A 12,639-nucleotide genomic window follows, 5' to 3' on the forward strand; every position below is an offset into this window, starting at 1 on the left:
ATGGCGCTAATCACCCGTTTTGACAGCTTCGCCGAAGGTTGGGCGCAAGGCAAAAACCAGATTGTCTATGCCCGTTTGGCTGCTGATTTGGATACGCCTGTTTCGCTGATGCTGAAACTTGCCAATGCGGGCCAAGACAGTTTCATGCTTGAATCTGTCACGGGCGGGGAATTGCGCGGCCGCTATTCAATCGTGGGCATGGCCCCCGATGTGATCTGGGAATGTCACGGCACCCAGGCGCGGATCAACCGCCACGCTGCCCAAGATCGGGATCATTTTGTTGAGTGCGACAGCGCGCCCCTCACCTCACTGCGCGCGCTTTTGGCCGAAAGTCAAATTGATCTGCCCGCCGATATGCCACAGGCCGCAGCGGGTCTATTCGGCTATTTGGGCTATGATATGATCCGTTTGGTGGAGCATTTGCCCGATGTGAACCCAGACCCGCTTGGCCTGCCTGATGCCGTGATGATGCGCCCATCTTTGGTTGCCGTGCTAGATGGGGTTAAGGGCGATGTAACCTTGGTGTCGCCTGCGTTCTTCTCGGCGGATATTTCGGCGGAAACCGCCTATGCGGCGGCCTGCGCGCGGGTGCAAGAGGCGCTCGACAAGCTCGAACAGGCCCCTGCCATTGCGCAACGCCATTTGGGGGCGGATGCAGACACGTCTGGCGTTGAGCCCATTTCCAATTTCACTAAAGAGGGCTATTTCGCCGCCGTGGACAAGGCCAAGGCCTATATTCGAGCGGGCGATATTTTTCAGGTTGTCCCCTCGCAGCGCTGGACGCAGGATTTCCCGCATCCGCCCTTCGCCCTCTATCGCGCGTTGCGGCGCACGAACCCTTCGCCCTATATGTTCTTCTTCAATTTCGGGCCTTATCAGGTCGTTGGCGCAAGCCCAGAGATTTTGGTGCAGGTCAAAGGCAGCCAAGTCACCATTCGCCCGATTGCAGGCACACGCCCCCGCGGTGCAACGCCCGAAGAAGATCGCGCGCTTGAGGCGGATTTGCTGAGCGATAAAAAAGAATTGGCCGAACATCTTATGCTGCTGGATTTGGGCCGCAACGATGTGGGTCGTGTCGCCAAAATAGGCACAGTGCGTCCAACCGAAGAATTCATTGTCGAACGCTACAGCCATGTGATGCATATCGTGTCGAATGTTGTGGGCGAATTGTCGGATGAGCATGACGCGCTTTCCGCCCTTTTGGCGGGTCTGCCCGCAGGCACAGTCTCGGGCGCGCCGAAATTGCGCGCCATGCAGATTATTGACGAGCTTGAGCCAGAAAAGCGCGGCGTTTATGGGGGCGGTGTCGGGTATTTCAGCGCGGGCGGCGATATGGATATTTGTATCGCCTTGCGCACGGCTGTTTTAAAAGATGCACAGCTTTACATCCAAGCGGGCGGTGGCGTTGTCTATGACAGTGACCCCGAGGCGGAATTCATGGAAACCGTGAACAAATCGCGCGCCTTGCGCAAAGCTGCGGCAGAGGCCGCGCAATTCGCGGGCCAATCCCAAAGCAAAGATTAGACCGAACGCCTAGCGCGCGAGGGTCTGTTGCAAGATCGCTGAGACGGGCGCGACCGCATAGCTTGCGTTCACCGCCGCCTGCCCTGCCCCCCAAGACAAAAGCGCCGCCAAGGTTTCGGGATAGCTGCGGCCCAAAACAATCGCGCTGCCTGTTTGCTGTGCCTCAAAAGCCGCACGATCCAAAAGCCGCAACATGACGGGCGCAGATTGCCCCTCGTCATCCAAAACGCGGTAAAGACGCGCGGCGGGAACGCCATCGCGGGTGGCGGCCTGCTCAAGACCGCCAAGACCGAAGGCGCCTGCAATCAGCCCATGGCCCGTTTCCCCCATCCGCGCCAGAACCTGACCTTGGAGGGAAATATCCCCGCGCAATGTTCCATCTGCGCTGTCAAGCAAGGCCACAGTTTGCGGCAGGCGGTCGAGCGCGGCCTCGAATGCCGCAAGATCGGCAAACCGCGCCTCTATGACCGCCTCAATCCCTGCCGCACGATATCGCGCCAGTTGCGCCTCTGCATCCATGCGCGTGGGATCAATCACGATGCTCACAGGCACAGTTAGGCTTTGCAGGGTGCTATCGGTCAGCGGAAATTCGGGATCATCATAAAGCAAGATTGAGAAAAGCGGCACAGATTGCGGTGCAGAAAACGGCGTTGCGTAGGCCACAACCGCAGGCAGATCTTCGGGCTCTGGCATGGGTGCCGAGGCCGAAACGGGGGGCATCGCGGCTTGTGCAACAGGGGCATCTGGCGTGATTGTTGGCAAAATCACGCGTTCTGGCTCGGGTTCTGGCTGCGGTTCTGGCTCAGGTGCGGCGGCAGGGGCAGGATCTGGGGAGGGGGCGACCACGGGATCAGGGCGTGCGGCCTCTTGGGCCTGCTCCACCACCCCGCTCGTGTCTTGCCCTAAGAAATAGGATGTGCCCAATAATCCCGTCAAGAGATCACCGTGCCGATCACGGCACCGACCAAAAACCCCTTTAGCATCCGACTTTACCCTCTCTTGTGCCAATCAATCTGCGCAGTGCCGCATGTTTTCAGCCCCACCTCCCTTGACCCCGAGGCGCGGCTCTGAACATTTATAGCCTGAGTGATCTGCCAAAACACCCCCAATTCCGCGAGCCCGTCATGCTTCTCTTGATCGATAATTACGACAGTTTCACCTATAACCTTGTTCACTACTTGGGCGAGCTTGGGGCAGAAACCCGCGTTTTGCGCAATGACGCGCTGACAGTGACCGAGGCCTTGTCCATGGGGCCAGATGGGATTGTTCTGTCACCTGGGCCTTGTGACCCCGCACAGGCGGGTATCTGCCTTGATCTGACCCGCGCTGCCGCCGAGGCCCGCGTGCCGCTTTTTGGCGTGTGCTTGGGGCATCAAACCATTGGCGAGGCCTTTGGGGGTAAGGTCGTGCAGTGCCATGAAATCGTGCATGGCAAACTGGGCGAGATCCATCACAAGGGGATCGGGGTCTTTGCAGGCCTACCTTCGCCCCTTTTTGCCACGCGCTATCACAGTCTGGTGGTCGAGCGCGCCTCTCTGCCCGATTGTCTTGAGGTCACAGCGGAATTAACAGACGGCACGATTATGGGGCTGCGCCATAAAACACTGCCGATTGAGGGCGTGCAATTTCATCCCGAAAGCATTCGTTCGGAACATGGCCATGCGATGCTGAAAACCTTTATCGACACAACGAAGGGAGCGGTGCCTGCATGAGCGATGCAATGAAACCCCTGATCTTTGCGGCCTCAGAAGGGCCACTGTCCCGCGCCCAAGCCGAGACGGCCTTCACACATCTGTTCGAGGGCACAGCAACCGCCGCGCAAATGGGGGGCTTGTTGATGGCCTTGCGCGCGCGCGGTGAATCCGTCTCAGAATATGCGGCGGCGGCGGCTGTGATGCGCGCAAAATGCACCGCCGTTTCCGCACCCGCAGGCGCGATAGATATCGTGGGGACAGGTGGCGATGGCATGGGCACGCTGAACATTTCCACCGCGACCGCCTTTGTGGTGGCGGGTGCAGGGGTGACCGTGGCCAAACATGGCAATCGCAATCTGTCGTCCAAATCAGGGGCGGCAGATGCGCTGACCGCCTTGGGGGTCAATGTCATGGTCGGCGCCGAAGTCGCAGAACGTGCCATTAATGAAATTGGCATCGGCTTTATGATGGCCCCAATGCATCACCCCGCGATCAAACATGTCATGCCCGTGCGCCAAGAATTGGGATGCAAAACCATCTTCAACATCCTTGGGCCTTTGACCAACCCTGCAGGGGTGAGGCGGCAATTGACGGGGGCCTTTGCGATTGACCTGATTTTCCCAATGGCTGAAGTTCTCAAGGATTTGGGATCCGAGAAAGCATGGCTTGTCCATGGGGATGACGGCAGCGATGAGGTGTCGATCTGCGGGGCCACACAGGTTGCAAAGCTTGAGGATGGAAAAATCACAGGCGGTGAAATTCACCCCGAGGATGCAGGCCTGCCCGTTCACCCCTTGCGCGATATCTTGGGGGGCTCTCCTGAGGAGAATGGCCGCGCTTTTGCCGCGCTGCTTGAGGGGGCGCCATCAGCCTATCGCGATGCGGTTCTCTTGAATGCGGCCTGTGCGCTTGTCGTTGCGGATCACGCCAGTGATCTGCCCACTGGGGTCGAGATGGCCCGCGACAGCATCGACAGCGGCAAGGCAAAGGCAAAACTAACCGCCCTTGCCCGCCTGACATCGCAAGCCTGACATCGGAGGCCGCATGAGCACCCCCACGATCCTAGAAAAAATCAAAGCCTATAAGCTTGAGGAAATCGCAGCCGCAAAGGCAGCGAGGCCTCTTAGCGAGGTTGAGGATGCGGCGCGCAATGCCCCCCCCCTCCGCCCCTTCGCCGAGGCGCTACAAGAGGCCAGCCGCGAAGGCTATGGCTTGATTGCTGAAATCAAGAAGGCGAGCCCCTCCAAAGGGTTGATCCGCCCTGATTTTGATCCGCCGGCCCTTGCACAGGCCTATGAGGCGGGCGGGGCCACCTGCCTCTCGGTTCTGACCGACACCCCCAGTTTTCAGGGTGCGCCTGACTATCTGGTGGCGGCACGCGCCGCAACCACCCTGCCCGCGCTGCGCAAAGATTTCCTCTATGACACGTATCAAGTGGCCGAGGCGCGCGCTTGGGGGGCCGATTGCATTTTGATTATCATGGCATCTGTCAGTGATGCCCAAGCCGCCGAGCTTGAGGCGGCAGCGTTTGATTGGGGAATGGATGCGCTGATCGAAGTGCATGATGAGGCCGAGCTAGAGCGCGCAAGCGCCCTAAAATCACGCCTCTTGGGGATCAATAACCGCAATCTCAACACCTTTGAGACCAGCCTTGAGACCACCCGACGCCTGTCGCGCATGGCCCCGGAAGATCGGCTTTTGATCTGCGAAAGCGGGCTTTTCACCCCCGCAGATTTGGCCGATATGGCAAAATATGGGGCGCGCAGTTTCCTGATTGGCGAAAGCCTGATGCGCGCGGATGATGTGGCCGCGGCCACAAGCGCGCTCTTATCTGACCCCTATACTGGCACAATGTGAGGGCGGCATGAGCGAGCAAAAACTGACCCATTTCGACAAAGACGGACAGGCGCATATGGTGGATATCTCTGCCAAAGACGCGACTGATCGCGTGGCGATGGCCGAATGTTTTGTGCGCATGGCCCCTGAGACATTGGCGCTTGTGGAAAGTGGCACTGCGAAAAAGGGCGATGTTTTGGGGGTCGCGCGGCTTGCAGGGATCATGGGGGCGAAGAAAACCGCCGATTTGATCCCGTTGTGCCATCCTTTATCCTTGTCAAAAGTGGCCTTGACGCTTGAGGCAGACAGCGCCCTGCCTGGGGTGCGGATCGTGGCGATTGTGAAAACCACGGGCCAAACGGGGGTTGAGATGGAGGCGCTGACCGCCGCCTCTACCGCCGCGCTGACGGTCTATGACATGCTCAAAGCCGCCGACCGCGCGATGGAAATCGGCGGGCTGCGCGTGCTGCTCAAAGATGGCGGTAAGTCAGGGAAATACGAGGCGCAATGATTTCCGTAAGTGAGGCCCTCGCGCAGTGTTTGGACTTAGCGCAGCCCTTGGGGGTTGAAGATATCCCCTTGCGCAATGCAGCGGGGCGGGTTTTGGCGCGGCCTGTTGTGGCGATGCGTGATCAGCCGCCCTTTGCGGCCTCTGCGATGGATGGCTATGCAATCCGCAAAGCGGATTTGTGCCTTGGCGCGCGGCTGCGGGTGGTGGGTGCGGCCCCCGCAGGACAAGCCTGGCAGGGCCAGATTGGCCAAGGTGAGGCGGTGCGTATTTTCACGGGCGCCCCCCTGCCGCAAGGGGCCGATCATATTGTGATCCAAGAGGATGTCACCACCTCAGAGGATCATATCGAGATCAATGCAGTGGATGACGCACCCCATATTCGCCCTGCGGGCGCTGATTTCAAAGAAGGGGCAGAGATGACCCCACCACGCCGCCTGACCCCTGCGGATCTGGCCTTGGCCGCGGCCATGAATGCGCCGCGCCTCTCGGTTTATCGCCGCCCTGAGGTGGCAATCATTGCCACAGGGGATGAATTGGTCAGCCCCGGTGAAACCCCGCGCCCTGATCAAATCATTGCCTCAAACACCTATGGTTTGGCCGCAATGGCCGAGGCTGAGGGCGCGGTCGTGCGCCTTTTGCCGATTGCACGCGACAGGCGCGACAGCCTTGCCGCCACGTTTGAGATGGCAAAAGGCGCGGATTTGATTGTCACTGTGGGCGGTGCATCGGTGGGCGATCATGATTTGGTTGGCGCCGTGGCCCAAGATCTGGGGCTTGAGCGCAGCTTTTATAAAATTGCGATGCGCCCGGGAAAGCCGCTGATGGCGGGGCGGATGGGGGATGCGGCCCTCTTGGGTTTGCCAGGAAACCCCGTATCCGCCATGGTGTGCGGGCATCTTTTCATGGTGCCGCAATTGCGCGCCTTCCAAGGCCTGCCCAAATCCCCGCGCCGCACCAAACAGGCGCGACTGTCAACGGATCTGCCCGCCAATGGCCCCCGCGCCCATTACATGCGCGCGAGCCTCGCGCCGCAAAAGGGGGCGGCGCTGCCACATATTGCCCCCTTTACAAGCCAAGACAGCGCGCTCTTGACCATTTTCGCCGAGGCGGGTGCCTTGTTGATCCGCCCCCCGCATGACGGGCCGCGCAAGGCGGGTGATCTTGTTGATTACCTCAGCCTTTAACACCTAAAATCGCAGGGGCGTTGACAAAATAGGCGAACAAGGGTAGAACATTCATCGAACATAACCGCATCACGCCAAGCGATGCATGAGCAGAGGCCCGTTCGAGATGTTGACGAAAAAGCAGCTAGACCTGTTGGAATTCATCCACCGCCGCATGCAAAAGGACGGTGTTCCCCCCAGTTTTGACGAGATGAAGGATGAGCTGGATTTGCGCTCGAAATCGGGCATCCATCGTCTAATCACGGCCCTTGAGGAACGGGGCTTTATCCGCCGTCTGGCCCATAAGGCCCGCGCGCTGGAGATTGTAAAACTGCCCGATGCGTTGGAGCAGAAATTTGGCACTGGGGCCAAAGCAGGCTTTGCGCCCCGCGTGATCGAGGGGGACAGGGTCGACCCGCCCGCCCGCGCGCAAGCGGTTGAGACCCGCGGGGTCAGCGAATTGCCAATGATGGGCCGCATCGCAGCCGGCACCCCGATTGAGGCTTTGGCGGATATCTCGCATCATGTCAGCGTGCCTGCCTCCATGTTGGCCGCAGGGCGGGCGCATTACGCGCTAGAGGTTAAAGGCGACTCTATGATTGAGGCGGGCATCAATGATGGCGATATGGTCATCATCGAAGAACGCAACAGCGCCGAGAATGGTGACATCGTTGTGGCCTTGGTCGAAGGCTATGAGGCCACGCTCAAACGCTTTCGCCGCAAGGGCAATATGATCGCGCTTGAGGCGGCCAACCCTGCCTATGAAACCCGTGTTCTGCCCGAAGGTCAGGTAAAAGTGCAAGGTCGCCTTGTTGGCTTGGTGCGGGTTTACTGACCCCCCCTTTTATCGTGACCTGCCAGACCAAAGCCGCGCACCCTGTGATGCGCGGCTTGTTTCTATGGCAATTGGGCCGATACCCCCTTGGGGCAAATGCAAGGCCACAGCGCCTGCACGGGCCATATCGCGCGCATCAAAAAATAGGCAAGGCCCCGGACTATCCGATGGGTTTAGACGGGCGGCAAGGATCACAACATCCGCTGCCCCACAGGCAGAAAGGGCATCCGCCAAGGCCGCCTCGCCCCGCCCGTGCCAAACACGATACCCTTTGACGGTGGCAGCCTGCCCTGCCCCCTCCGCCTGCCAAAGCGGTCGTGCGGCCGCCTCGGGTTGGGTCGCGCGATCCCCATCGTTTTCAAGCCAGAGATCCACCACGAACCTCTCGCCGCGCGCATGGCTTGGCACACGTAGGCCCGCCGCATCCATCACCCCGACAAGACGCGCTGAAGGGGCAATCAAGATGTCTGGTCGCGGGCTTTGGCCCGAAATCCAAAGGGCCACTCCCATGGGCAAGAGAAAGGCGGCCCGCATTGGCCCGTTCCAAATCAATCCGCCCACAAACCCCGCCGCGAAAACGGGCATGACAAGCGGTGCGGGGCTGACGACCATACGCACCGCACGCGGCCATGCCGCCACCTCATGCGCCACGGATAAGATGAGGGTCAGGCCCTGCTCCATCGGATAGAGCGCCAAATTGGCAAGACCAAAAGGCGCAAGCAGGCCTGCCACAACCCCCAATGGCATCACCAAAATGCCCATGATCGGCATCGCAATCAAATTCGCGACCAAGCCATAGGTGGTGAGGCGGTTGAAATGCATCGCCGCAAAAGGCGCAGTTGCTGCCCCTGCAAGAATGGATGAGACAACCACCCCTAACACTGCCATTCCCAACCGCCACCCCTAAGAGCGCGGGCCCGTCCGCCCCGTAAACAGGCGCAACAAGGCCCCAAACCCAACCACAAGCGCCGCCGTGGCCGCAAATGACATCTGAAAGCCCGGCGATAACAATGTCTCGGGTCGGCGGATCAGCACGATCAAAGCTGCAATCGCAACAGAGCGCAGTGAAATCGCCCGCCGATCACAGAGAACCGCCGTGAACATGACCGCGACCTGAATATAGGCGCGCTCGGTCGCGACTGACCCGCCCGAAAGGGCCAGATAGAACCCGCCCGCAGCAAGGGCTGCAATAGCCGCCCATTTCTTGGTCGGGTAGTAGAGCGCCACGCGCGGAAAAAGGGCCAAGATCACCCGCAAGGCCGTAAAAACAAACCCCGTCAAAAGCCCCATATGCAGCCCAGATATTGCAAGGAGATGGGCGATATTGGTGTCGCGCATCGCCTCGACATCGGTGGCGATCAGGCCCGCGCGATCCCCTGTTAAAATCGCGGCGGCAAATCCCCCTGCCCCCGCCTGCATGCGTGCTTGAATGGCGCGCGAAAGATCAAGCCGCGCGCGGGTCAACCACAGGCCCGATGGATCATGGTCAATCACTTCGAAATCTTTGCGGCTGTAGCCAACGGCACCAAGCCCCAGAAAATAGGCATGGCGTTGGAAATCAAACCCATTCGGTTCTGATGCGGGCGATGGCGGCAAGGCGCGCGCCTCAATCCGAATGATATCGCCAATTTGCGGCACTTGCACCGATTGCCCATGCAAAGACAGGCGCAGCCTGTCTGGCGTTCTGGGGGGGCTGATGGGGGCCATGGTGACGCGGTCTAAAGTCAGGCGCGGCGCCTCTGAGGCCGAGCGGTCAAGCATCACCACCCGCCCCTCAATCACGCCGTAATATGGCCATCCCAAGATAGGAGCCTGCATTTGATGCGCGCGCCATGCCCCAAGGGACAGCCCCATTAAGAAAAGTGAAAGCCCAATAGAGATCAGCGCAATCCCGCCACGCGCCCAAACACCAAGGGCTGCGCAGCACAGCCCCGCTGCAAAAACGGCGATGCGCGTGCCCGTGTCAGGTTCCACAGGCAGCGCAAAATATGCTGCAATGCCTGCGGCCAAAAAGACCGGCACCCATAAAAATCGATCTTGGGCTTGCGCGCGGAGGTTAGAAACAAAAGCGCGAAACCCAAGGCGGCGCGTCCAGATGTGGATCGGTGGATGTGGTGCTGCAATCGGCACGTTCTGCGCCCTTGTTTCCCTGTTGCGGAGTGCCTAAACACAGGGCCAAACCTAGCCGTAAGTTTGTAAGAGAAGGGTTAAGGGCCACCGCCCAAACCCGCGAAAGGAAAGCCGATGAGCCAGCCTGTCACACGTTTCGCCCCCTCGCCCACGGGGTATTTGCATATTGGCGGCGCGCGCACGGCCTTGTTCAACTGGCTTTACGCGCGCGGGCGGGGTGGAAAATTCCTGCTTCGGATCGAAGATACGGATCGCGCCCGCTCGACCCCAGAGGCGACAGAGGCCATTTTAAAGGGCTTGGCTTGGCTTGGCCTCGATTGGGATGGGGAACCCATCAGCCAGTTTGAGCGCGCAGACCGCCATGCCGAAGTGGCGCGCGCGATGCTGGAAAATGGCAAGGCCTATAAATGCTTTGCCACCCAAGACGAGATCGAAGCCTTTCGCGAGGCGGCGCGGGCCGAAGGCAAATCCACCCTTTATCAAAGCCCGTGGCGGGATGCGGCCCCTGAAACCCACCCTGACGCGCCCTTTGTGATCCGTCTGCGCGCGCCGCGTGATGGTGAAACCATCATCGAAGATCAGGTTCAGGGGCGTGTCACCATCGGCAACGCACAGTTGGATGATATGGTTTTGCTGCGCTCGGACGGAACCCCGACCTATATGTTGGCGGTGGTGGTCGATGACCATGACATGGGTGTGACCCATGTGATCCGTGGCGATGACCATCTCAACAATGCCGCACGGCAAAGCCAGATTTATCACGCAATGGGATGGGATTTACCGATTTGGGCACATATCCCGCTGATCCACGGGCCAGACGGCAAAAAACTGTCCAAACGTCACGGCGCTTTGGGGGTCGAGGAATATGCCGCGATGGGATACCCGCCTGCCGCAATGCGCAATTATCTCGCCCGTCTGGGATGGAGCCATGGTGATGATGAATTGTTCACCGATGCCCAAGCGACCGAATGGTTTGATCTGGGCGGCATTGGCAAATCGCCTGCGCGGCTTGACTTCAAAAAGCTCGAAAATGTCTGCCAATGGCATATCGCACAGATGGAAGATGCCGCGCTTTTGGGGGATATTGAAACATATCTCGCAGCGGCCAATCAGCCCGCCCTTTCGCAATCGCAGAAAGATGGCCTCAAATCCGCGCTCTATTGCACAAAGGATCGCGCCAAATCCCTGCCTGAGCTTTTGATGAAGGCCGCATTTGTTTTGAACGAAAGACCAATAAAACCTGATGAAAAGGCCTTAGGGGCGCTGGATAATGTATCCCGTGGTATACTGAAATCATTGACTGCGCAGTTGCAGAATGCTACGTGGACGCGTGAGGGTCTTGAAACGCTGATCGGCGCAGTCGCCGAGGCGCATGAGACCAAGCTTGGCAAATTGGCAGCACCGCTTCGTGCGGCCTTGTCGGGACAAACAGTTTCACCGAGCGTCTTTGATATGATGCTCGTGCTGGGTCGGGACGAATCCATTGCCCGACTTACGGATGCAACGGTTGGTGCGGATTAAACCAGACCCGCACCAATGAGGCCCCAAGCGCATGCTACGGCCAGATACGTCAACACCCCCCGTGCAAACCCCGTGTTTTGCGCGGCAAAGCGAGAGGGAACGTCATGACTGACACGAAAACGGCCAAACTCAGCATCAATGATCGCGACTTCGATCTACCCGTCTACAGCCCCACAGCAGGGCCTGATGTCATCGACATCACCAAACTATATGGCCAAGCGGGCGTGTTCACCCATGACCCAGGCTTTACCTCCACCTCGTCTTGCGAAAGCCAGATCACCTTTATTGATGGCGACAAGGGCGAACTTTTGCACCGCGGCTACCCGATCGACCAACTGGCGAAAGATTCGCATTATCTCGAGGTTTGCTACCTCTTGCTTTATGGCGAATTGCCGACAGCGGCCGAATTGGAAGATTTCGAGACCCGCGTGACCCGTCACACTATGATCCACGAACAGATGCATAATTTCTTCCGTGGCTTCCGCCGTGACGCGCATCCAATGGCGACAATGGTGGGTGTCGTAGGGGCAATGTCGGCCTTCTATCACGACAGCACCGATATTGCGGATCCTTGGCAGCGCGAAGTGGCCTCGATCCGTATGATCGCGAAAATGCCAACCATTGCTGCGATGGCCTATAAATATTCCATCGGGCAGCCCTTTGTGTATCCACGCAATGACCTCGATTATGCGACCAATTTCTTGCGGATGTGCTTTGCCGTGCCCGCCGAGGAATATGTGCCTGATCCTGTGCTAAGCCGCGCGATGGATCGCATTTTCACGCTGCACGCAGATCACGAACAAAACGCCTCGACCTCAACGGTGCGTTTGGCGGGCTCGTCTGGGGCAAACCCGTTTGCCTGTATCGCGGCGGGTATTGCCTGCCTTTGGGGGCCTGCGCATGGCGGTGCGAACCAAGCCTGCCTTGAAATGCTGCGCGAAATTGGCACTGTGGATCGCATTCCCGAATATATTGCCCGCGCGAAAGACAAAAATGACCCGTTCCGCCTGATGGGCTTTGGTCACCGCGTCTATAAAAACTTTGACCCTCGCGCGAAGGTGATGAAGGAAAGCGCCGATGAGGTGCTGGATCTGTTGGGTGTTGAGAACAATCCAACCCTGCAAGTTGCGAAAGAACTTGAGAAAATCGCGCTTGAGGACAGCTATTTCGCGGATAAGAAACTCTATCCAAACGTGGATTTCTATTCGGGCATCATTTTGGATGCGATGGGGTTCCCAACCTCAATGTTCACCCCGATCTTCGCGGTCAGCCGCACAGTGGGTTGGATTGCACAGTGGAAAGAAATGCTGAACGATCCTGCGGCAAAAATTGGCCGCCCGCGTCAGCTTTATACGGGCCCAACCAAGCGCGATTATGTCGATATCGCCAAGCGCTAAGGCACCACTTTAGACGGAAGAAGAAAAG

Annotated in this window: 12 protein-coding genes; 9 read left to right on the forward strand and 3 right to left on the reverse strand. The window is 58.8% G+C overall.

Annotated elements, in window-relative coordinates:
• The gene (locus I3V23_03510; GenBank protein ID QPI86063.1) at nucleotides 1-1,524 is read left to right on the forward strand and encodes an anthranilate synthase component I; all 1,524 of its coding nucleotides are present in this window, start codon (nucleotides 1-3) and stop codon (nucleotides 1,522-1,524) included.
• Between the two features lie 9 nt (nucleotides 1,525-1,533).
• Here I3V23_03510 and I3V23_03515 read toward each other — a convergent pair whose 3' ends face one another.
• Nucleotides 1,534-2,460: a divergent polysaccharide deacetylase family protein gene (locus I3V23_03515; protein ID QPI86064.1), complete on the reverse strand. Its 927-nt coding sequence runs from the start codon at nucleotides 2,458-2,460 to the stop codon at nucleotides 1,534-1,536.
• A 188-nt stretch (nucleotides 2,461-2,648) separates the two neighbouring features.
• Here I3V23_03515 and I3V23_03520 point away from each other — a divergent pair, with 188 nt between their 5' ends.
• The 6 genes from I3V23_03520 to lexA all read left to right on the forward strand — a co-directional run bounded on the left by I3V23_03520 (nucleotide 2,649) and on the right by lexA (nucleotide 7,563).
• Nucleotides 2,649-3,236 carry an aminodeoxychorismate/anthranilate synthase component II gene (locus tag I3V23_03520; protein QPI86065.1) on the forward strand — a complete coding sequence of 196 codons (588 nt, stop codon included), beginning with the start codon at nucleotides 2,649-2,651 and terminating at the stop codon, nucleotides 3,234-3,236.
• A complete protein-coding gene (trpD, locus tag I3V23_03525) occupies nucleotides 3,233-4,249 on the forward strand; it encodes an anthranilate phosphoribosyltransferase (protein QPI86066.1) in 1,017 nt (338 codons plus the stop codon). The genes I3V23_03520 and trpD overlap by 4 nt, the downstream gene beginning before the upstream one ends.
• 13 nt (nucleotides 4,250-4,262) lie before the next feature.
• Entirely contained in the window at nucleotides 4,263-5,075 is an 813-nt protein-coding gene (gene trpC / locus I3V23_03530) for an indole-3-glycerol phosphate synthase TrpC (protein ID QPI86067.1), read from the forward strand.
• A 7-nt stretch (nucleotides 5,076-5,082) separates the two neighbouring features.
• The gene (gene moaC / locus I3V23_03535; protein ID QPI86068.1) at nucleotides 5,083-5,565 is read left to right on the forward strand and encodes a cyclic pyranopterin monophosphate synthase MoaC; all 483 of its coding nucleotides are present in this window, start codon (nucleotides 5,083-5,085) and stop codon (nucleotides 5,563-5,565) included.
• The gene (locus I3V23_03540; protein QPI86069.1) at nucleotides 5,562-6,749 is read left to right on the forward strand and encodes a molybdopterin molybdotransferase MoeA; all 1,188 of its coding nucleotides are present in this window, start codon (nucleotides 5,562-5,564) and stop codon (nucleotides 6,747-6,749) included. The genes moaC and I3V23_03540 overlap by 4 nt, the downstream gene beginning before the upstream one ends.
• A 106-nt stretch (nucleotides 6,750-6,855) precedes the next feature.
• Entirely contained in the window at nucleotides 6,856-7,563 is a 708-nt protein-coding gene (gene lexA / locus I3V23_03545) for a transcriptional repressor LexA (GenBank protein QPI86070.1), read from the forward strand.
• A 9-nt stretch (nucleotides 7,564-7,572) separates the two neighbouring features.
• Here lexA and I3V23_03550 read toward each other — a convergent pair whose 3' ends face one another.
• Together I3V23_03550 and I3V23_03555 are read right to left on the reverse strand one after the other, a co-directional pair.
• Nucleotides 7,573-8,451, reverse strand: coding sequence for a ComEC/Rec2 family competence protein (locus I3V23_03550; protein ID QPI86071.1), 879 nt, complete (start codon nucleotides 8,449-8,451; stop codon nucleotides 7,573-7,575).
• 15 nt (nucleotides 8,452-8,466) lie between these two features.
• Nucleotides 8,467-9,693, reverse strand: coding sequence for a ComEC/Rec2 family competence protein (locus I3V23_03555; GenBank protein ID QPI86072.1), 1,227 nt, complete (start codon nucleotides 9,691-9,693; stop codon nucleotides 8,467-8,469).
• Between the two features lie 114 nt (nucleotides 9,694-9,807).
• Between I3V23_03555 and I3V23_03560 the strand changes: the two genes are divergently transcribed.
• Both I3V23_03560 and gltA read left to right on the forward strand, forming a co-directional pair.
• Nucleotides 9,808-11,214, forward strand: a complete 1,407-nt coding sequence (locus tag I3V23_03560) for a glutamate--tRNA ligase (protein ID QPI86073.1) — start codon at nucleotides 9,808-9,810, stop codon at nucleotides 11,212-11,214.
• 104 nt (nucleotides 11,215-11,318) lie between these two features.
• A complete protein-coding gene (gene gltA, locus I3V23_03565) occupies nucleotides 11,319-12,611 on the forward strand; it encodes a citrate (Si)-synthase (protein ID QPI86074.1) in 1,293 nt (430 codons plus the stop codon).
• Nucleotides 12,612-12,639 lie beyond the last annotated feature (28 nt).

This window comes from Rhodobacterales bacterium HKCCA1288, from assembly GCA_015693905.1.
Lineage (GTDB): Bacteria > Pseudomonadota > Alphaproteobacteria > Rhodobacterales > Rhodobacteraceae > M30B80.